The sequence below is a fragment of the Rhodoblastus sphagnicola genome (assembly GCF_002937075.1).
Lineage (GTDB): Bacteria > Pseudomonadota > Alphaproteobacteria > Rhizobiales > Beijerinckiaceae > Rhodoblastus > Rhodoblastus sphagnicola.
Genome location: NZ_NHSJ01000134.1, coordinates 108486 through 127661, shown reverse-complemented (window position 1 = coordinate 127661; position 19176 = coordinate 108486). Strand labels below are relative to the sequence as shown.

Genomic DNA, 19176 nt, shown 5'->3' with positions numbered 1-19176 from the left:
TCAGACGCCCGTCTGACGACGGGTTTTGCGCGATTCCGCGCCGACTTTTGCTTACGGAGCAGACATGAACGGCGACATCATCGACACCGCGCCCGAAAACGAAGCGGAAATCGCCAAACTGGCGCCTTTGTTCGCGGACATCCGCCTGCTCGGGCAGATTCTCGGTGAAACCGTGCGCCAGCAGGAGGGCGAGGAGGTTTATCGCCGCATCGAGCGGATACGCCGGCTGTCGGTGGCCGAACTGCGCGGCCGGGCCGAAGCCGCCGCCGATCTCGACGCCATTTTGCGCGGCCTGAGCAATGATGAGGCGGTGATCGTCGTCCGCGCCTTCACCTATTTCTCCCATCTCGCCAATATCGCCGAAGACCGCCATTTCCTGCGCCGCCGCGCCGCCCATGCCGGCGACGTCCAGCCCGGCAGTCTCGACCACGCATTTGCGCGACTGGACCGCGCGGGCGTGACGGCGGAGACCATCGGCGCGGCGCTTGCCGACGCCTATGTTTCGCCGGTGCTGACCGCCCATCCCACCGAAGTGCAGCGGCGCTCGACGCTCGACGCCGAAACCGACATCTCGGATTTGTTGCACCAGCGCGAACATTGCCACGGCGAGGCGGATCTGGCCGAAAACGAATCGCACCTCGCCGAGCGCGTCACCCAGCTCTGGCAGACGCGCATCATCCGCACGGCCAGCCTGACCGTTCACGACGAGATCGAGAACGCCCTGCTCTACTATCGCTCGACCTTCCTGAAGCAGATTCCCAAACTTTACGCCGAACTGGACCGCCGGCTCGGCGCGCCCGCGCCCTCCTTCTTCCGCATGGGCAACTGGATCGGCGGCGACCGCGACGGCAATCCCAATGTCCGCGCGGACACGCTGGAGGACAGCGTCCGCCTGCACAGCGAAACCGTGCTGCGGCATTATCTGGCGGAGGTTCACCGGCTCGGCGGCGAATTGTCGATCTCGGATCTGGTCACGCCCTGTTCCGACGCGCTCAAGGCGCTCGCCGAAGGCTCGGGCGATCACAACCCGCACCGCGACGACGAATTCTACCGCCGCGCGCTGATCGGCGTTTACGCCCGGCTCGCCGGCACGCTGCGCGCGCTCACCGGCGCCGAGGCCATGCGTCACGCGGCGGCGCCCGGAGAGCCTTACGCGCGCCCCGACAACTTCCGCAACGACCTTCTGATCATCCGCGAGTCCCTCGACGCCCACCACGGCCGGGCGCTGGCCGCCGGGCGCCTCGCCGCGCTGATTCGCGCCGTGGACGTGTTCGGCTTCCACATGGCCACCACCGACCTGCGGCAATCGTCCGACAGGCATGAGGCCACGCTGGCCGAGCTTTTCGCCGCCGTGCGCATCGAGCCGGATTATTCCGCTCTGCCCGAACCGAAAAAGGTCGAGCTGCTGCTGCGGCTGCTGGCCGATCCGCGCCCGCTGCGCGCGCCCGACCGCGAATATTCGGCGGACTGCGTCGCCGAACTCGCCGTGCTCGAAACCGCGCGGCGCTTGCGCGAAAAACTGGGCGCGGGCGTCATCCGCCACGCCATCATCAGCCATACCGAAAGCGTGAGCGACCTTTTGGAGCTGATGCTGCTGCAAAAGGAATGCGGGCTGTTGCACGGCGCGCTGCATGACAGCGAACAGGCGATTCTCGGGCTGATCGTCACGCCCTTGTTCGAGACCATCGAGGATTTGCGCGCCGCCGAAACCATCATGCGCGAATTCTACGCCCTGCCGGGCATGGCCGCTCTGATGCGGCGCTCCGGCGGGGTGCAGGACGTGATGCTCGGCTATTCCGATTCCAACAAGGACGGCGGCTATCTCACCTCCAACTGGGAGCTTTACCGCGCCTCCACCGCGCTCGCCGCTTTGTTCGATTCGCTGGAGGGCATGAGTCTCAGGTTGTTCCACGGACGCGGCGGCGCGGTGGGGCGCGGCGGCGGCCCCTCCTACCAGGCCATTCTCGCCCAGCCGCCGGGCACGGTGCGCGGCCAGATTCGCCTCACCGAACAGGGCGAGGTGATCAACGCCAAATACGCCAATCCCGAAATCGGCCGGCGCAATCTGGAAACGCTGATGGCGGCGGACCTCGAAGCCACGCTGCTGTCCGACGGCCAGCGTCCCCCAACCGAATTTCTCGACGCCGCCGCGACTCTGTCGGAGGCCTCGATGCGGGCCTATCGCGCGCTGGTCTATGACACGCCCGGTTTTGTCGATTATTTCTACGCCGCCACCCCCATCGCGGAAATCGCCGAACTCAACATCGGCTCGCGCCCGGCCTCGCGCAAGGCGACTCGGAAAATCGAGGATTTGCGCGCCATTCCCTGGGGCTTTTCCTGGGGCCAGAGCCGCGTCACCCTGCCGGGCTGGTACGGGTTTGGAGCCGCTGTCGAAACCTTTGTCGCGCAAGGCGGTTCGGCCGAACTGCTCCAGCGCATGCACAGGGAATGGCCGTTCTTCCGCACGCTGCTGTCCAACATGGACATGGTTTTGGCCAAGGCGGATTTTTCCATCGCCCAGAGCTACGCCGGACTCGTCCCGGATCGCGCGCTGGCCAAGACGATCTTCTCGGCGATCGAGGCCGAGGCGCGGCGCACGTTCGGCGCGCTCGAAACCATCACCGGCGAAAACAACCGCCTCGCCGACAATCCGGCGCTGGCGCGCTCCATCGCCCACCGCTTCCCCTATATCGCGCCGCTCAACTATCTTCAGGCGGAGCTGTTGCGCCGCTGGCGCGGCGGCGACCACGACCGCAAGGTGCGGATCGGCATTCTGGTCGCGATCAACGGCATTGCGGCGGGGTTGCGCAATACGGGGTAAGTCAGATGCGCCAATAGAAAGACGCGCCGCAATGGCGCGCCTTGCCTTTCCACGTTCCCGCCGGGTTTGCGGCCTTTGGCTTGCGCCTCAGCCTTGCGTGTTTTCCGGAGCCGGTTCAACCGGCGCGTCAACGGCCGGCGGTTCAACGGCCGGCGGTTCAACAATCGGAGCTTCAACAGGCTGAGCTTCAACGGCCGGCGCTTCAACGGCCGGAGGGACGACCTTCGCCCTCGGCTTGCGCGGCGCCTTCGGCTTTACGGGCGCGAGCGTCTTGGCGGACTCGGGCGTCTCGACGGATTCGGGCGTCTTGGCCTTCACCGGGTCGGCGGCGGGCGCGGCGGCTTCCACCATTTTCTTGCTCACGCGGCGCGACGCGGCGGCGCTGCGCGCGGCCGGCTTGACTTCCGTCTTGGCGGCGGCGGGTTTTTTGGCGGCGGGTTTTTTGGCGGCGGACTCGGCCTCCCCCTCGATCTTGGGCGCCGCGACCTTTGCGGTCTTGGCTACCGCAGCCTTGGCCGCGCCCTTCCTGCCGACGGCATTGACGGCGATGGGGGGTTGGGCGACGGCGGCTTTCCCGTCAGACTTCTTGGCTTCGGCCTTTTTCGGCTCGGCGGCCTTGGTGCGGGCGTTCAGGCTTGCGGCGCTCTTGGCGCTGGTCTTGGGGGCGCTCTTGGCGGCCGCCTTGGGGGCGATCTTCGCAGCCGCCTTGTCGGCGCTCTTTGCAGCCGCCTTGGGGGCGATCTTGGCGGCCGACTTGGGGGCGCTCTTTGCAGCCGCCTTGGGGGCGATCTTGGCGGCCGCCGCCTTGGGGGCGCTCTTCGCAGCCGCCTTGCCGGCGCTCTTTGCAGCCGCCTTGGGGGCGCTCTTAGCGGCCGCCTTGGGAGCGCTCTTTGCAGCCGCCTTGGGGGCGCTCTTCGCGGCCGCCTTGGGGGCGCTCTTGGCGGCAGTCTTGCCGGCGCTCTTGGCAACCGCCTTGAGGGCGCTCTTGCCAGCAGTCTTGGCGGCCGTCTTTCCGGCGGGCTTTTCAGCGGCGGTCGACTTGGTGGCGGCGGGTTTCTTCGCGACCGCTTTCTTCTCCGTCGATTTTGCCGCAGTGGTTTTCGTGGCGGATTTCTTCGCGGCGACAACCTTGGTCGCGGACTTCCCGGCGGCGGACTTCTTGCCTTCGGCGGGCGCGGTTTTGGCGGCGGCTGTCTTGCCGGCGCTCTTGCCGGCGCTCTTGCCGGCGCTCTTGGCGGCGACTGTCTTCACTTTGGTCTTGCTTGCCGGGGGGGTCTTCGCGGCGGCGGCCTTGGTCGCGGACTTCCGGGCGGCGGGTTTTTCTGCTGCGGTCTTCTTCGTCGGAGCTTTGCTGGCGGACTTGCTTTCAGCCTTCTTGCTTTCAGCCTTCTTGCCTGCGGCGGGCGCGGCTTTGGCGGCGGCCTTCTTCTTCGTTTCTGTCGCAGCTTCCTCGGCTTTCGCGGTCTTGCCCGAAGCCTTCTCGGATTTGCGCGCCGGCGATTTGGCGCCGTCGGATTTTGTTCTTGATGCTTGCGCCATCTCAATCCCCTTTGCAGCCGGCGCTCTCAAGCCGGAATCGCGGAGTAAGCCTAAACCTGTTAACGCCGTGTGCAAGTGTTCCCCGCGCGAAGACTTGCGCAAGACTTGCGCTTTCACGCCAACGGCGCCAACGAAAACATGCCGTGTCGCAACAGGCGTTCATCGCGTCTTGCATCGCCCCGCGCCAAGACCCACCCCCTTGCGCACGGAAGATTAAAATCATTATTTTTCAGTAATTTACGTCATACTTTTGCGCGCGGCGAAGACTCTCTTGCGCGCAATTGCGCAAGCTTGCGGCACAGGTCCGCCCACGCGCGCGGAGCCACGTCCGGTCACATGCCATGCAAGAAAACTTTTTTGCGTATAACTCTAAACGCGCGTCGAAAACGACGCGCGTTTCACTCGGGTTTCGTATCTTCCACGCGCTTGCGCGAAAAAACGCCCGAATCAGAGTCCGAGTTTGCTCTTCAGCACTTCGTTCACGGCTTGCGGATTGGCCTTGCCGCCGGTCGTCTTCATCACCTGTCCAACGAACCATCCGAGCATGGTCGGCTTGGCTTTGGCCTGCTCGACCTTGTCCGGATTCTTGGCGATAATCTCGTCCACCGCCGCCTCGATCGCGCCGCTGTCGGTGACCTGCTTCATGCCGCGCGCTTCGACGATCGCCTTGGGATCGCCGCCTTCGCTCCACACGATTTCGAACAGGTCCTTGGCGATCTTGCCGGAGATGACGTTAGAGGAAATCAGATCGACGATGCCGCCGATCTGCGCCGCCGAAACCGGCGAGTCTTCAATGCCCTGGCCCTCCTTGTTGAGGCGGCCGAACAGTTCGTTGATCACCCAGTTGGCGACGAGTTTGGCGTCACGTCCCTTCGCGGCCTCTTCAAAGTAATCGCCGAAGGCGCGCTCCAGCACCAGCACGCCCGCGTCATAGGGCGACAGGCCATAGGTCGCGACGAAACGCGCCTTCTTCGCGTCCGGCAGTTCCGGCAGACCCGCGCCCAAAACATCGACATAGGCCTGGTCGAATTCGAGCGGCAGCAGGTCGGGATCGGGGAAGTAGCGGTAGTCGTGCGCCTCTTCCTTCGAGCGCATCGAACGCGTCTCGCTTTTGGCCGGATCGTAGAGCCGCGTCTCCTGGTCGATCTTGCCGCCATCCTCGATGATGCCGATCTGGCGGCGCGCCTCGACCTCAATGGCCTGACCGATGAAGCGGATCGAATTGACGTTCTTGATTTCGCAGCGCGTGCCGAGTTCGCCGCCCGGCTTGCGCACGGAAACGTTGACGTCGGCGCGCAATGATCCCTGCTCCATATTGCCATCACACGTCTCGGCATAGCGCAGGATGGTGCGCAGTTTGGACACGTAGGCCTTGGCCTCTTCCGATGAGCGCATGTCGGGCTTGGACACGATTTCCATCAGCGCCACGCCGGAGCGGTTGAGATCGACATGGGAATCGTTGGCGCTGAGATCGTGCAGCGACTTGCCCGCATCCTGTTCGAGATGCAGGCGCTCAATGCCGACCTTGATCTGCTCGGTCGGCGACAGATCGACCAGAACCTCGCCCTCGCCGACGATCGGGAATTTGAACTGGCTGATCTGATAACCCTGCGGCAGGTCAGGATAGAAGTAATTCTTGCGGTCGAACACCGAGCGGTGATTGATTTGCGCCTTCAGCGCCAGTCCGGTGCGGATGGCCTGCTTGACGCATTCCTCGTTGATGACCGGCAGCATGCCGGGCATGGCCGCGTCCACCAGCGAAACATGGGTGTTCGGCTCAGCCCCGAATTCGGTCGAGGCGCCGGAAAACAGTTTTGACTTGCTCGTCACCTGGGCGTGGATTTCCAGACCGATGACGACTTCCCAATCGCCGGTCGCGCCCGCGATCAGCTTGTGTTTGGCGTGCGTGTTCATGCGCGATCCTTCGAGCGCATCAGGCGCTCCTCATACCCAATCGACCATTCCACCAGCGCGGTCCAGATCGACCGCGCCAGTTCCTCATCAAGGTGTTTTTCGCCCGCGCGGACAACGACGCGATTGAGCACATCGTCGACGCGCGGCGGTATGCGCGCCGGCCAGCCGATCCGGGTCTTGATCCCGGCCGCGCTCTCGATGCAGCGCTGGCGTTCGGCCAGGAGATCGACGAGCTTTGCGTCGAGCGCGTCGATCTTTTCGCGAAGCGCCGACATTTCCGGGTTGGAGGCCGTGGGCGTTTCTGAACTCATCCCCACCACGACTCCGGCAAGACAATTTTCGGCGCCGCCTGTTCGATGGCCTCGCCGAGCGAGAACAGCGTCTCCTCCTCGAACGGCCGCCCGATCAGTTGCAGGCCGAGCGGCAAGCCATCCGACGACATGCCGGCGGGGACCACAAGGCCCGGCAAGCCGGCCATGTTGACCGTCACGGTGAAGACGTCGTTGAGGTACATTTCCACCGGATCGGACGATCCCTTTTCGCCCTGGGCGAAGGCGGGAGACGGCGTCGCCGGGGTGAGGATGGCGTCCACGCCCGCCGCATAGGCGAGATCGAAATCGCGCTTGATCAGCGTGCGGATTTTTTGCGCGCGCAAGTAGTAAGCGTCGTAATAGCCCGCCGACAGCACGTAAGTGCCGATCATGATGCGGCGGCGGACTTCCTTGCCAAAGCCTTCGGCGCGGGTCTTTTCGTAGAGGTCGGCAATGTCCTTGCCGGTCTTGCGCAGCCCGTAGCGAATGCCGTCATAGCGCGCGAGATTGCTCGACGCCTCCGCCGGCGCGACAATGTAATAGGCCGGCAGCGCGTGTCTTGTGTGCGGCAGGGAAATCTCGCGAATCTCCGCGCCCGCCGCGCGCAGCCACGCCACGCCCTGGTCCCACAAAGCGGCGATTTCGGCGGACATGCCGTCGAGACGGTACTCCTTGGGAATGCCGATCACCTTGCCCTTGACCGAGGCGCCCACCGACTTTTCGTAATCCGGCACGGGCGCATCGAAGCTGGTGGTGTCTTTGGCGTCATGGCCCGCCATCGAGCGCAGCAGGATGGCGGCGTCGCGCACGGTGCGGGCGATCGGGCCGGCCTGGTCGAGCGAGGAGGCGAAGGCGACAATGCCCCAGCGCGAGCAGCGGCCATAGGTCGGCTTGATGCCGACAGTTCCCGTGAAGGCGGCGGGCTGGCGGATCGAGCCGCCGGTGTCGGTCGCCGTGGCGCCCAGGCACAGATGCGCCGCCACCGCAGCGGACGAACCGCCCGAGGAGCCGCCGGGAACGATTTTCGCGTCGGAAATCTTTCCATCCGCGCCCTTGCGGCGCCAGGGCGACACCACCGGGCCGAAATAGCTGGTCTCGTTCGACGAGCCCATGGCGAATTCGTCGAGATTGAGCTTGCCCAGCATCACCGCGCCGTCGCGCCACAGGTTGGTGGTGACGGTCGATTCGTATTGCGGGACGAACCCTTCGAGGATGTGGCTGCCGGCGGTGGTCTGCACGCCTTCGGTGCAATACAAATCCTTGATGCCGAGCGGCAGGCCCTCCAGCGCGCCGCCCTCGGCTTTCGCGAGCTTCGCATCGCTGGCTTTCGCCTGCGCCAGCGCCTTTTCCGGCGTCTCGACAATGTAGCAGTTGAGTTGTTTCGCGCGCGCCACGGCGTCGATGTGGGCCTGCGTCAGCTCGACGGACGTAAAACTTTTCGCCTTGAGGCCGTCGCGCGCCTGCGCGAGCGTGAGGCGGGTCAGATCGGTCATTTCAGAACCTATTCGATCACTTTGGGCACGACGAAGAAACCGTCCTCGCGGGCGGGCGCGTTGGCGAGCACTTTTTCGACGATATCGCCGTCGGTGATCTCGTCCGCGCGCTTTTTCATGCGCATGGGCAGGACGGAGGTCATCGGCTCGACGCCCTCGACATCGACGCTGTTCAACTCCTCGACGAAGCCGAGAATGGCGTTGAGTTCGTTTTGCAGATGCGGGGCCTCATCCGCGCTCACGCTGATGCGCGCAAGATGGGCGATGCGCCGCACCGTCGCCAGATCGACCGACATGTTGGCTCCGTGCTGATGGAAGGACTCGCACAGGCTATACAGAAGGCGGCGACGCGGCGCAACGATGGCGGACTCGGCTTTGCTCCCGCGCCGCCGCCTAAAGCGTCAGCGTTTCGCCGATCGCCGGCGTGTGGATTGTGGCCCGCGCGCCGGTCATCGCGTCGATGAACGCTTGCGGCGTCGGGTCGATGATCGGAAACGTGCCGTAATGCATGGGCACAATGTCGCTGAACGCGAAGTAGCGGCGCGCGGCCAGCGCCGCCGCCTTGCCGCCCATGGTGAAGCGGTCGCCCACGGGGATGAGGCCGATCTCCGGCCTGTAAAATTCGTGGATGAGCGCCATGTCGGAAAATACAGCGGTGTCGCCGAAATGATAGAGGCGCGGGCCGCTGTCCGGCAGGATCACCGCGCCGTTCGGGTTGCCGAGCGCGGTCGGCTTGCCATCCACGGTCGCGCTGGAGGAATGCAGCGCCGGGGTCAGCGCCACCGAAAAGCCCTGGGCGCGAATCGTCCCGCCGGTATTGCCGGGATTGATGTTTTCCACCCCCTGCCCGGCCAGATACATGCAGATCTCGAAATTGGCGATCACCTCCGCCCCGGTCTTTTGCGCGATTTCGGCGGCGTCGCCGATGTGGTCGTCATGGCCGTGGGTGATGACGACATGGGTGGCGCCGGCGGTAACGGCGTCGAAATCCAGCTCGAATTTGGGATTGCCGCGCAGAAAGGGATCGATCAGGATCTTCGCCGCGCCGAAATCGATGCGAAAGGCCGAATGGCCGAGCCAGGTCAATTGCATTGCTTCCCCCAATGGTGTGGGGCAAATCTAGCTCGCCCCCGTGACGAAGTGAAAGCGCCCGATGGAAGAAACCGTCCTGACCCTGGAAAACCTCATCGCGCGCCTGCCGCCAAAGGCGCGGCTGATGGGAATCGATCTGGGAACCAAAACCATCGGCCTCGCGCTGTCCGATGTCGAGCGCCGGCTGGCCTCGCCGCTCGAAACCATCAGGCGGACCAAATTCACGGCCGACGCGACCAGAATGATCGAACTCGCCTGCAAGCATGAGGTTGTGGCTTTTATCATCGGCCTGCCCCTCAACATGGACGGCAGTGAAGGCCCCCGCGCGCAATCCACCCGCGCCTTCGTCCGGCAAACCGCCCCTTTGGCGCGGATTCCCTTCGTGTTCTGGGACGAGCGCCTGTCCACCGCCGCCGTGACCCGCGAATTGATCGCCCAGGACGCCAGCCGGGCGAAGCGCGCGGAAGTTGTTGACCGCATGGCCGCCGCCTACATTCTGCAAGGCGCCCTTGACCGGCTCGCGCGGCTCGCGCCCAAGCCTCCGCTTGACGCAATGTGACGCGCGATCCTGTTATAAAACAGGATGTTAAAGCCTGTTTACCTCCGGGGAACCGCGCCAAGGCCCGCCCAACGCGCGAATTGCGCGCGGCATGTCGCTAAAGGTTGAAGCCAAGCGCAATTATCTGGCTCGACGACGCCAAGTTTACTGGATATTCTGAAAATTCGCGTTACTTGAAGGAAACGTCGGCGCAGGGACGCTCAACTGGAACTTTCCGCGGGGCAAGAAATTATCGTTTGTAACCCCGGCGATAATGCGGCTATGGTAAACAACCACTGGTTGTACATCGTCCTGGGAGGGTACGATTGTCACTGAAGCGGAACGTTCCCTTTTGATCGCTCCATGGCGACACCAATAAGGCTGGGTTGAGGCGAAATGTTCAAGAAAGGCAAAAGCAGCGCGTCCCCTGCTCACACCCGAGCCGTTCCGATCGAGGACGAGGGCCAGGCGACACTGCACGAGGCTCTGGCCGCCGCGGAAGCGGATCTGCGCTACGACGAAGCCGAGACGGAAGCCGAGCCGGTTGGTTCGGCGGAAGACACGGCCCGCTACATCGCCGACATGGTTGGCGCCCTGGCGGCCATGGCCGGAGACGCCCGGCTCGACCTGCTCACTTATTTGCTGAACATGGCGCGCGTCGAAGCCGAGCTACAGGCGCGCCAGACCGAAGAACCCGAACAAGCGGACGATTAGGCGCGAGCGCTGGCGACACGCGGTCGCCAGCTTTCCTTTCGTTATGGAAGGGGACGCAGCGACACACGGTCGCCGCTATGGCGCTCGATTCGATTCTCCAGCTCCAGATCCTGAAGGCGCTGCCTGATCTCCGCCGGCGGCCAGCCGGAGGCGCGCGCCAACTCGTCCACGGACAAGGGCGTCGGGCTTAAAAACTGTTCGACGGGGGCCGCGACCGCCGTCCGGCTTGTATTCCTTGAGGCGGCGAACCGCTCCGGCGGCGCCGGCTCCACGGCGGGAGCGTCTTCGTCATACTCGTCCCACAGCGGTTCGTGAACGTAAGCCGCGCCGGGTTCCGCCAGCATCCCATAGCCCGCGCCACGCCGCGCCAGCGGCGCCAATCGCTCCACCACATCATCAGCGCTGCGGCACATGAACGCGCCTTCCGCCAGCAGGTCGTTGGTGCCTTCCGTGCGCGGGTCGAGCGGCGAGCCGGGCACGGCGAACAATTCGCGCCCCTGTTCGCGGGCGAATCGCGCGGTGATCAGCGTGCCCGAGCGCCGCTCCGCCTCCACCACCACCACGCCCAGCGCCAGCCCGGACACCAGGCGGTTGCGGCGGGGAAAATCGCGGCCGCGCGGCTCGCAGCCCAGCGGCATTTCCGACAGAATCGCGCCGCGCGCCGCCACCTGCTCGATCAGGCCGGCGTTCTCCGGCGGATAGAACCGGTCGAGCCCCCCGGCGAGCACGCCCAGAGTTCCCGTCGCCAGCGCGGCCTTATGCGCACACGAATCGACGCCGCGCGCCAAGCCGGACACCACGACAAACCCCGCCGCGCCAAATCCCCGTGTCAGACGCTCGGTGAAGGTGAGGCCGGCGCCGGAGGCGTTGCGGGCGCCGACCACGGCGACAATCGGCCGCGCGAACAGGCCGGCGTCGCCACGCAGGCAGATCAGCGGCGGCGGCGCCTCGATATGAACCAGGCCTTGGGGATAATCGGCCTCGCCGAACGCGACATAGCGCGCGCCGATCTTCTCGGCCGCCGCCAGTTCGCGCGCAGCCGATTCGCGCGAGGCGATGGTGATCTTGCGCCCCACGCCCATACGAATCAGCGCCGGGAGCGCCGCGAGGGCTTCCGCCGCCGAACCGTGGCGGAGCATCAATTTGTGAAAACTGCGCGGCCCGATATTGTCGCAGCGAATCAACTGGAGCCAATCCAGCCGTTGCGCGTCGGTGAGGGCCGACGCCCTCACGATGTCTTGCCGATGCGCCCTTCGGTTCCGGCGCGCAGGCGGACGATGTTTTCGCTGTGCTTGACCCAGACAATCACGGTCATGATCGCCGCCGCGCCAGCCGCGAGCTTGTCGCCCATCGCCAGCAGGACCAGCGGCGACGCGAGGCTGGCGAGCAGGGCCGACAACGAGGAATAGCGGCTGATCTTGGCCGTGGCGAGCCAGATCGCGGCGAAGGCGAAGGCCGCCGGCCAGGCCACGCCCAGCAGGAAACCGATATAGGTCGCGACGCCCTTGCCGCCCTTGAAACCGAGCCAGACCGGGAAAATATGGCCGAGAAAGGCGAACAGGCCGGCGACGACTGCGGCGTTGGCCGAGAAATGGCCGAAGATGAGCGCGGCGGCGGTCGCCTTGAGCGCGTCGAGCAACAAGGTGGCGGCGGCGATATCCTTGCGGCCGGTGCGCAAGACATTGGTCGCGCCGATATTGCCCGAGCCGATGTCGCGGACATCGCCCAGCCCCGCCGCCTTGGTCAGCAGCAGGCCGAACGGGATCGAGCCGAACAGATAGCCGAAAACCGCCGCGCCCAGCAGAATGAGGCCGCTCATGCCAAAACCCTCGCATCCAAACCGTGAACCACAGCGCCCGCGACCATGGTGGTCTTCACCACGCCCTGCAACCGCGCCTCATCGAAAGGCGTGTTCTTGCTGCGCGATTTCAGCCTGTCCTTGTTGAGCACGAAGGGCTCGTCCGGATCGAACACGATCAGATCGGCCGGCGCGCCCTTTTTCAGGCGTCCCTGCGGCAGCCTTAGGATTTCGGCCGGGCGAAAACTCATCGCGCGCAACACCTGGGCTAGCGACAGGGCGCCGCCATGAACGAGGCGCAGCGCCGCCGGCAGCAGGGTTTCGAGCCCGACGGCGCCGAAATCGGCCTCGGCGAAGGGCAGGCGCTTGGTTTCGACGTCCTGCGGATTGTGGTCCGAGAAAATGATGTCGATCAGCCCGCTGGCCACGGCCTCGACCAGAGCGAGGCGCTCCTCCTCGCGGCGCAGCGGCGGCTTCACCTTCAGGAAGGTGCGGTAGTCGCCAATGTCGTTCTCGTTGAGCGTCAGATGGTTGATGGTGACGCCGCAGGACACCGGCAGGCCCTCGGCCTTGGCCTTGGCGATGGTTTCCAGCGCCAGCGTGGTGGAGATCGGCGCGGCGCAATAGCGGGCGCCGGTCATGCGGACGAGGCGGATGTCGCGGTCGAGCGTGATGGCCTCCGCCTCGCGCGGCGCGCCGGACAGCCCGAGCCGCGTCGCCAGTTCGCCCGCGTTCATCACGCCCGCGCCGGCGAGATCGCGATCTTCGGGGAAATGCACGATCAAGGCGTCGAAATCGCGCGCGTAAGTCAGCGCGCGTCGAAGAGTCTGGCTGTTGCGAATCGAACGTGAGCCGTCGGTGAAGGCGACGGCGCCGGCTTCGCGCAGCAGGCCGAATTCGGAAATTTCCTGACCGTCGAGATTTTTGGAGATCGCCGCCGCCGGCAGCACCCGGACGCGACCATGGTCGCGCGCGCGGCGCTTCAAGAAGTCCACCACGGCGGGGTCGTCGATGGGCGGGCAGGTTTCCGGGCTGGCGACAATGGTGGTGACGCCGCCCACGGCGGCGGCGGCCGTCGCCGTGGCGATGGATTCGCGATGTTCGCCGCCGGGTTCGCCGACATAGGCGCGCAAATCGATCAGGCCGGGCGCGAGCACATGGCCGCCGCAATCGATCACGCCAAAATGCGCCGCCAGCGCGGCGGGCGTCACATGCGGGCCGAAATCGAGGATGCGGCCGTCTTCCACGAGAAGACCGCCGCGCGTTTCCGCTCCCGTTTCGGGATCGACCAGGCGCGCATTGACGAAAGCGAGAGGTTTTGCCGACATGGGCGTTTCGTAACGCGCGGCCGCTGTTTCCGCAATGCCTCGGGTTGCCGCACCGCCACGCCTTGGCTAATCTGAGGTCGAAACATTCGGATTCCCCATGAGCGCACAGCCTCCGCACCGCGCCGAAATCGAGGCCGAACTGGCGCTTCTGCTGGCTTGGCCGGATTTCGAGAGGAATCGCAGCGCCTCGCAATTCCTCAAATTCGTCGTCGAGGAGACGCTGGAGGGACGCGGCGACCGTCTAAAAGCCTTCACCATCGCCACGCGGGCGCTGGAGCGCAAGGACGATTTCGACTCCCAGAACAATTCCGCCGTGCGCGTGCAGGCGCTGCGGCTGCGGCAACTTCTGAAGGAATGGTACGAAGGTCCGGGCGCGCAAAACCCGGTGCGCATCATCCTCAAGACCGGGACGTACAAGCCGGTTTTTGAGCGCTTTTTCCCGCCGGTGCCGGTCGCGGACCCGCCGGCGCAAGCCGCCGCGACGGAGGCGGCGCCGCCGGCCGAGTCCGCGCCCCGCCCCTACTGGCGCCGGTTCGCCGGCGCCGTGGGCCTCGGCCTCGCCACTTTCGTCGTGGCCTTCACCGGCCTGATGACCGAGCCGGCCTCGCCGCCGGGGGCGAGGAGCGGCAACGCTCCGCCCATTCCCAGCCTGCGCATCGAGCGCGCGTCGAGCGATAAATTTTCTGGCGATCTCGCCCAGGCGCTGGAGGTCGAATTCAGCGCCTTCGACAATGTCATCGTCAGGAAGCCGGAAAGCGAGGCTCCGGCGCCCGCGACAAACGCCTACACGCTTTCCCTGCGGCCGACAGACAAGGATTATGTCGCCGAACTGCTGCGGCTGAGCGACCGCACCATCGTCTGGGCCGGGCAGTTCGCAAAACCCGCCGACGACGCGCTGGCCCGTCAGGCGCGCCAAATGGCGCAGACGCTGGGCGACGCCTATGGCGTGATCGACCTCGACGCCCTGCGCCTGCTCAACGATTTCGACGGCATGCCGCGCGGCTTCAACTGCACCCTCAACGCCTTCACCTTCCTGAAAACGCAAAGCCTCGACCGGCTGCGGGTGGCGCGGGAATGCCTGGAGATCGCCGTCAACGCCAACGCCCGCGACGACGACGCCCGCGCCATGCTGGCCATCGTGCTGGTGCATTATTACTATTTCGCGCCGCCGGAGGGCGACCCACAGGCCGATCTCGCCCGCGCGGAAAAACTGGCGAAGGAGGCGTTCGACCTCGCGCCTTTGCGCGCCCGCTCCTATTTCGCGCGCTTCGTCACCGCTTTCGCCGCCCGGCGTTACGACGAGGCTTTTGCCGCCGCCCGCACCGCGCTGGCGCTCAACGGCAATTCCACGCTTTTCGCGCGGGGAATCGGCTCGGCCTATGTCCTGCGCAGCGAGGTCGAGGCCGGCATGGCGCTGCTGAGCCCGCTGATCGACCGCACCGACGACAGTTCGGCGGCGCTCGGCGCCACCGCGCTCGGTCATGAATTGCGGGGCGAGCCGCAGGAGGCGGCGCGCCTGCTGGCCCGCCCCGGCGCCTCCGAGCGGGCGCTCGCCCTGATCCTTCAACTCAGCCTGTGCGCGGACGCCGCTTGCGCCCGCGACCGCGCCGCCGACCTGCGCCGCAATTTTCCAGGCGTCGCCGGCGACATCGGCGCCGCCCTCGACCGCCTCGGCGCGGCCGATCCGATCAAGGCGCGCCTGCTCGCGGGCGCGGCGGGTTCTCAACCTGACCAAAGGTAACGAACGGAAACATCTGCGTTATTTGCGCCTAACCCACGCGTAACCCCTGTAACCTGCCGCGCCTCATGCCGCTGCGGCAGTGTGCCCTCGCCGACCGGAACCGACCCGGCCGATTGGAGGGAAAAATGGAAAAGCATCTCGAACGGGCGTTGATCGAAATCTATTACGCGATGGCCGAATTCGAGCAGGCCAAGGCCGGCGGCCGATGGCCCGAGGCGGAGACCGCCGAAACCCTGTTCGTGTCGCTGCGCCTGTCGCGCTGGGGCTTGGAAACGGCGCTGCGATCCCTACACGAAATCGACGGAGCGGCGGCGCGCCGCCAGAACGGCCACCAGAACGACTGAGGTTTTCGCGGTCGGTAAAATACCGGCGAGTTTCGCGACGCGCCGGTAACAGCCGACTCCATAGCGTAAGATAGCGGACGAAACGTTATGTGCGCGTTTCAAAAAAAAGAACGAACGCAAAAAATCAAGAAGACGATCACGTCTTTTCATGGGTGAGGAAACGCAGCGATGACTTGTGAGCGTCAGATCTCCGAACATCTTGAGCGCGCGCTGGTGGAAACCATGTTCGCGATCGCCGAATTCGACCATATGCGCGCCACCGCGCGGGCGCGCGGCGAAACGACTCCCCAGGATTCGCTTCCCCAGGATTCGCTTCCCCAGGACTCGCTTCCCCAGGACTCGCTTCCCCAGGACTCGCTTGCGGGCATCCTGCTGCTGCTGCGATCGGCGCTGGATTCGGCGCTCACGCTGACGCGAACGCTCGCGCCGGACTACGGTTTGGCGGGGCCTGCCAACGGTTTGGCGGGGCCTGACAGCAACCGGTAAAGCGCGGCGACGCCGGCGCCGGCGACCGCTTCCATGGCAAGGCCGATGTCGCTCTCGCCCAGCCCGAGGACGGCGGAGAGCCAGGCCAGGCCGAGACCGAACAGCGCGCCGAGGCCCGCGAAGGCGAGCGGCGACGCCAGCTCCAGAGCGGCGGCCAGATGCCGCGTCACCCAGAGATTGGCGCTGAAATTGGTGAAATTGACGACAATCGACCAGGCCAGGGCGAAGGGGCCGGCGGCAGAGCCGATCAGGGCGAGGAAATCCTGGCTCATCGGCGCGATGGCGGTCGGCAGGCCCGCAAGCGCCGCATTGTGCGCGCCGATCGAACTCAGGGCCGCCATGACCGCCGTCATGGCGGCGCAGGCGATCAGACCGGCGCGGCGGATCGGGCGAGGCTCGGGCGTGTTTTTCGGGGACGCGCCGGCTGAAACCCGATCCGACGCTATTTCCCGTTCGATCCCGCCAAAAAGGTAGGCGCGCTGCTCCGGCGTCAAAACCAGATCGGGCTTTGGCGCGGGATTGGCGCGGCGCGGCGTGGCGGGGCGGTTGCGGCGTCCGAAAGCTGCGGTCATGGCGCCACATTGCCCGGCATTGGTTGAGAAACCCCTGCCGCCGCGCGCCATTTTTTTTCCCCTACGGCGCCTCTTGAATCCAATGTCTTGTATTTGCTTGCCTCGCGGCGCGGCCTGAAGCAGAACGGTTTCGAACTTGGATCGTCGGCGCGCGGGCTTCTGTCCAGCCGCGCCACAATGCTGAAATTGCCTGCAAATTTGCGAGCAACGCGCGGCGTGACATTGACAATTCGCGCGACACCGCCTAGAAAATTTCGGTAATAACTAGTGTTCACGTCGCCAAGCGCTGCATATTCATGGTCTTGCCGTTTTGTTGAAGAGAAATTGTTCTTGACCGAAGTCGTCGATCACCGTCTGCCGATCAAGGCGCGCCCGGCTGGGGAATTGGGGCGACGCCTCGACGCGCGAGTGGAGATCAGTCCTTACCAAAGGCGGCGCCCTCACATCTTTGGCCCCGTGAAGGACGAAATCCTGAACCAGCGCCGCTGGTACGAGACCATGCCGGAAACCAACACGCCCGAAGGCGGCGTCTATGTTTTCGACAATGCGGTGATCTCCGGCGGGCTGGTGTTTGGCTCCGATTGGAGTCTGGTGCGCGAAAGCCTGATCAACCGTCAGCATGAAGACGCGTTTGTCGGCCTGACGCGCCGCGAAGGCGACGATTTTCTGCTCGAGCCGAGTTATTTCGAGCGCCGGGATCTGACCTTCGAGCGCTGCGCCCTGATCAGCCAGCACTGGGATCCGAACTACGGCCACTGGCTCATCGAAGGGCTGCCGCGCATGGCGCCGCTGCTGGCGGTGACCGCTCTCGACGGGCTCACCCTGCTTTTGACCAACACCTCCGCGCAGATGATGACGGTGTACCGGGATTCGCTGAAATGGTTCGGCGTCAAGCCGGAACAGCTTCGCTTTGTCGGAACCGAAATCATCGGGGCGCGACAGTTGATCTATCCGGCGCCCCTGACCATCCAGCCCTGGATCAAGTCGCCGGGGATCGTCGACACCCTGGAACAGCTCGCGCGGCGCGTCACGGCGAGCTTCGGCGCAACGGGACCGAAGAAAATCCTGATCCGCCGCGCGCCGAAGAGCCGGCGGCAATTGCTCAATCAGGACGAGGTCAGAGCCTTTTTCCTCGCGCGCGGCTATGTGGAGGTCGCGCCCGACGAACTCAGCTTCGATCAGCAGGTCGCCGTGTTCGGCAACGCCACCCATGTCGTCGGCGTGCTCGGCGCGGAATGCGCGAATATCGCGTTCTCGCCGCGCGGCGCGCGCTTCCTGGGCTTCGCGCCCGAAGCCATGCAGGACGACTTCTTCTGGGATCTGGCGTCGCACAAGGACGGCGAATATTTTTGCCTGCATGGGGCGCCCAGCGATCCGGGCGAGGGCATGAACGCCTCCTTCACCGTCGATCCCGGCCTCCTGAAGCAGGCGTTCGCGGCTTTCGAGAGCGCCTGAACCAGGCTTTGCGCGCTTTCCCCTGTTTTCGACTTCGACGAGGTCCGGTGAGATGGCCAATCTCAAGCATTTCAATCTGCTTCCCAACATCGAAGCCGTCAGCGAACGGCACGGCCCCGATACCGCGCGCTACTACGACTGCCTCCAGGGGCAGCCGGTCATCGACGCCTATCTCGATAGCCTTCGCAATGTGATCTACGGCGAGGATTACCTCGACTTTCACAAGAGACGCTGGGATGAAATCCTGCGCTATGTGCGCTATTTCGCCAGCCACAGGCCCCAGCCGAAGATTCTCGAAGTCGGCATGAGCACGCTGCTGCGGCTTTACAAGGATGTCGCGCCCGGCGCGATCGTCCATACCGTGGACCGGCCGGTGGCGCTCGGCGGCCAGAGCGCCGAATCGGCGATGGCCGTGGGCTCCGACCGGCACTTCAACCTCGATCTCAACACCGACGGTTTCGATGTCCTCGCCGGCGAGGAGCGCAAATACGACCTCATCATCATGACCGAGGTGGTCGAGCACATTCTGGCGACGCCGTCCGAGCTCATCGCCGAACTCCTGCCGCATCTGGCCGGGAGCGGCAGGGTCTACCTGACCACGCCCAACGTCCTGCGCCTCGGCAGCCTCATGAAGATGTGCGAGGAAGGCCGGACGGAGCAGAACTTCTTTTCAAAGATCGAGGGCAATAGCTGGGGCCACTGGCATTACCGCGAATACACGATGAATGAACTGGTCGAGGAGGTCCGAAAGACCGGAGCGGTCCCGGACATGATGGCCTTTTCGAACTGCTGGGACAACGATCACGAATTGTTCAGCGAATTGGTCGCCGTGCGCGGCAATCTCGTCGCCATTTTCGGCAAGTAAACGCGGCGGCAAGTAAACGCGGCGGCGGGCAAACGCGGCGGCGGGGTCAGCCGGGCGCGCGATCCTGCATGACGCCGCCATAGGTCGAGAAATCGCCGTAGCGCGAAAAGATCGCAGAAGTCGCCGGCGACGGTCTGGTGATGCGCGATCGGGGCGTCGGCCTGC

At 65.1% G+C, this 19176-nt stretch carries 19 protein-coding genes; 8 read left to right on the top strand and 11 right to left on the bottom strand.

The annotated features are described in order from the left end of the window. Positions 1-64 precede the first annotated feature (64 nt). On the top strand, positions 65-2821 hold the full coding sequence (gene ppc, locus CCR94_RS22720; protein WP_104510554.1) for a phosphoenolpyruvate carboxylase: 2757 nt from the start codon (positions 65-67) through the stop codon (positions 2819-2821). Between the two features lie 87 nt (positions 2822-2908). On the opposite strand, the gene CCR94_RS22715 is transcribed toward ppc, so the two are convergent. The 6 genes from CCR94_RS22715 to CCR94_RS22690 all read right to left on the bottom strand — a co-directional run bounded on the left by CCR94_RS22715 (position 2909) and on the right by CCR94_RS22690 (position 9170). Beyond that, positions 2909-4360, bottom strand: coding sequence for a transcriptional regulator (locus tag CCR94_RS22715; RefSeq protein ID WP_184421551.1), 1452 nt, complete (start codon positions 4358-4360; stop codon positions 2909-2911). Positions 4361-4807: 447 nt separating this feature from the next. After that, on the bottom strand, positions 4808-6274 hold the full coding sequence (gatB, locus tag CCR94_RS22710) for an Asp-tRNA(Asn)/Glu-tRNA(Gln) amidotransferase subunit GatB (protein WP_104510553.1): 1467 nt from the start codon (positions 6272-6274) through the stop codon (positions 4808-4810). Continuing rightward, positions 6271-6585, bottom strand: a complete 315-nt coding sequence (locus CCR94_RS22705; RefSeq protein ID WP_244594185.1) for a chorismate mutase — start codon at positions 6583-6585, stop codon at positions 6271-6273. Before CCR94_RS22705 ends, gatB begins: the two co-directional genes overlap by 4 nt. Beyond that, the gene (gatA, locus tag CCR94_RS22700; protein ID WP_104510552.1) at positions 6582-8078 is read right to left on the bottom strand and encodes an Asp-tRNA(Asn)/Glu-tRNA(Gln) amidotransferase subunit GatA; all 1497 of its coding nucleotides are present in this window, start codon (positions 8076-8078) and stop codon (positions 6582-6584) included. The genes CCR94_RS22705 and gatA overlap by 4 nt, the downstream gene beginning before the upstream one ends. 8 nt (positions 8079-8086) lie before the next feature. After that, positions 8087-8374, bottom strand: coding sequence for an Asp-tRNA(Asn)/Glu-tRNA(Gln) amidotransferase subunit GatC (gene gatC, locus CCR94_RS22695; protein ID WP_104510551.1), 288 nt, complete (start codon positions 8372-8374; stop codon positions 8087-8089). A 97-nt stretch (positions 8375-8471) separates the two neighbouring features. Further along, entirely contained in the window at positions 8472-9170 is a 699-nt protein-coding gene (locus CCR94_RS22690) for a metal-dependent hydrolase (RefSeq protein ID WP_104510550.1), read from the bottom strand. Between the two features lie 61 nt (positions 9171-9231). Between CCR94_RS22690 and ruvX the strand changes: the two genes are divergently transcribed. Together ruvX and CCR94_RS22680 are read left to right on the top strand one after the other, a co-directional pair. Further along, positions 9232-9729, top strand: a complete 498-nt coding sequence (gene ruvX / locus CCR94_RS22685; RefSeq protein WP_104510549.1) for a Holliday junction resolvase RuvX — start codon at positions 9232-9234, stop codon at positions 9727-9729. A gap of 375 nt (positions 9730-10104) precedes the next feature. Then, positions 10105-10422 (top strand): hypothetical protein, encoded by a 318-nt coding sequence (locus tag CCR94_RS22680; RefSeq protein ID WP_104510548.1) that lies wholly within the window; start codon positions 10105-10107, stop codon positions 10420-10422. Positions 10423-10463: 41 nt separating this feature from the next. On the opposite strand, the gene dprA is transcribed toward CCR94_RS22680, so the two are convergent. The 3 genes from dprA to pyrC are packed head-to-tail and all read right to left on the bottom strand — an operon-like array spanning position 10464 to position 13548. Continuing rightward, entirely contained in the window at positions 10464-11654 is a 1191-nt protein-coding gene (gene dprA, locus CCR94_RS22675; RefSeq protein ID WP_338053018.1) for a DNA-processing protein DprA, read from the bottom strand. Continuing rightward, positions 11651-12241, bottom strand: a complete 591-nt coding sequence (gene plsY, locus CCR94_RS22670; RefSeq protein WP_104510547.1) for a glycerol-3-phosphate 1-O-acyltransferase PlsY — start codon at positions 12239-12241, stop codon at positions 11651-11653. The genes dprA and plsY overlap by 4 nt, the downstream gene beginning before the upstream one ends. Further along, on the bottom strand, positions 12238-13548 hold the full coding sequence (gene pyrC, locus CCR94_RS22665; protein ID WP_104510546.1) for a dihydroorotase: 1311 nt from the start codon (positions 13546-13548) through the stop codon (positions 12238-12240). Before pyrC ends, plsY begins: the two co-directional genes overlap by 4 nt. A gap of 97 nt (positions 13549-13645) precedes the next feature. Here pyrC and CCR94_RS22660 point away from each other — a divergent pair, with 97 nt between their 5' ends. From CCR94_RS22660 to CCR94_RS22650, 3 genes are all read left to right on the top strand, one after another. Continuing rightward, positions 13646-15289 (top strand): hypothetical protein, encoded by a 1644-nt coding sequence (locus CCR94_RS22660; protein WP_104510545.1) that lies wholly within the window; start codon positions 13646-13648, stop codon positions 15287-15289. Between the two features lie 125 nt (positions 15290-15414). Beyond that, on the top strand, positions 15415-15633 hold the full coding sequence (locus CCR94_RS22655; RefSeq protein WP_104510544.1) for a hypothetical protein: 219 nt from the start codon (positions 15415-15417) through the stop codon (positions 15631-15633). Positions 15634-15801: 168 nt separating this feature from the next. Beyond that, positions 15802-16119, top strand: a complete 318-nt coding sequence (locus CCR94_RS22650; protein WP_104510543.1) for a hypothetical protein — start codon at positions 15802-15804, stop codon at positions 16117-16119. Here CCR94_RS22650 and CCR94_RS22645 read toward each other — a convergent pair. Continuing rightward, a complete protein-coding gene (locus tag CCR94_RS22645; protein WP_146090160.1) occupies positions 16065-16691 on the bottom strand; it encodes a hypothetical protein in 627 nt (208 codons plus the stop codon). The two genes, CCR94_RS22650 and CCR94_RS22645, sit on opposite strands and share 55 nt — an antisense overlap. After that, positions 16688-16966, bottom strand: a complete 279-nt coding sequence (locus CCR94_RS24805; RefSeq protein WP_146090159.1) for a hypothetical protein — start codon at positions 16964-16966, stop codon at positions 16688-16690. The genes CCR94_RS22645 and CCR94_RS24805 overlap by 4 nt, the downstream gene beginning before the upstream one ends. Before the next feature lie 55 nt (positions 16967-17021). Between CCR94_RS24805 and CCR94_RS22640 the strand changes: the two genes are divergently transcribed. Together CCR94_RS22640 and CCR94_RS22635 are read left to right on the top strand one after the other, a co-directional pair. Further along, the gene (locus CCR94_RS22640; protein ID WP_146090158.1) at positions 17022-18146 is read left to right on the top strand and encodes a glycosyltransferase family 61 protein; all 1125 of its coding nucleotides are present in this window, start codon (positions 17022-17024) and stop codon (positions 18144-18146) included. Between the two features lie 52 nt (positions 18147-18198). After that, positions 18199-19011 carry a class I SAM-dependent methyltransferase gene (locus CCR94_RS22635; RefSeq protein WP_104510540.1) on the top strand — a complete coding sequence of 271 codons (813 nt, stop codon included), beginning with the start codon at positions 18199-18201 and terminating at the stop codon, positions 19009-19011. The last annotated feature ends 165 nt before the right edge of the window (positions 19012-19176 follow it).

Coding starts and splice junctions, on each gene's coding strand:
- ppc (WP_104510554.1), top strand. CDS start 65: ATGAACGGCGACATCATCGACACCGCGCCCGAAAACGAAGCGGAAATC.
- CCR94_RS22715 (WP_184421551.1), bottom strand. CDS start 4,360: ATGGCGCAAGCATCAAGAACAAAATCCGACGGCGCCAAATCGCCGGCG.
- gatB (WP_104510553.1), bottom strand. CDS start 6,274: ATGAACACGCACGCCAAACACAAGCTGATCGCGGGCGCGACCGGCGAT.
- CCR94_RS22705 (WP_244594185.1), bottom strand. CDS start 6,585: ATGAGTTCAGAAACGCCCACGGCCTCCAACCCGGAAATGTCGGCGCTT.
- gatA (WP_104510552.1), bottom strand. CDS start 8,078: ATGACCGATCTGACCCGCCTCACGCTCGCGCAGGCGCGCGACGGCCTC.
- gatC (WP_104510551.1), bottom strand. CDS start 8,374: ATGTCGGTCGATCTGGCGACGGTGCGGCGCATCGCCCATCTTGCGCGC.
- CCR94_RS22690 (WP_104510550.1), bottom strand. CDS start 9,170: ATGCAATTGACCTGGCTCGGCCATTCGGCCTTTCGCATCGATTTCGGC.
- ruvX (WP_104510549.1), top strand. CDS start 9,232: ATGGAAGAAACCGTCCTGACCCTGGAAAACCTCATCGCGCGCCTGCCG.
- CCR94_RS22680 (WP_104510548.1), top strand. CDS start 10,105: ATGTTCAAGAAAGGCAAAAGCAGCGCGTCCCCTGCTCACACCCGAGCC.
- plsY (WP_104510547.1), bottom strand. CDS start 12,241: ATGAGCGGCCTCATTCTGCTGGGCGCGGCGGTTTTCGGCTATCTGTTC.
- pyrC (WP_104510546.1), bottom strand. CDS start 13,548: ATGTCGGCAAAACCTCTCGCTTTCGTCAATGCGCGCCTGGTCGATCCC.
- CCR94_RS22660 (WP_104510545.1), top strand. CDS start 13,646: ATGAGCGCACAGCCTCCGCACCGCGCCGAAATCGAGGCCGAACTGGCG.
- CCR94_RS22655 (WP_104510544.1), top strand. CDS start 15,415: ATGGAAAAGCATCTCGAACGGGCGTTGATCGAAATCTATTACGCGATG.
- CCR94_RS22650 (WP_104510543.1), top strand. CDS start 15,802: ATGACTTGTGAGCGTCAGATCTCCGAACATCTTGAGCGCGCGCTGGTG.
- CCR94_RS22645 (WP_146090160.1), bottom strand. CDS start 16,691: ATGACCGCAGCTTTCGGACGCCGCAACCGCCCCGCCACGCCGCGCCGC.
- CCR94_RS22635 (WP_104510540.1), top strand. CDS start 18,199: ATGGCCAATCTCAAGCATTTCAATCTGCTTCCCAACATCGAAGCCGTC.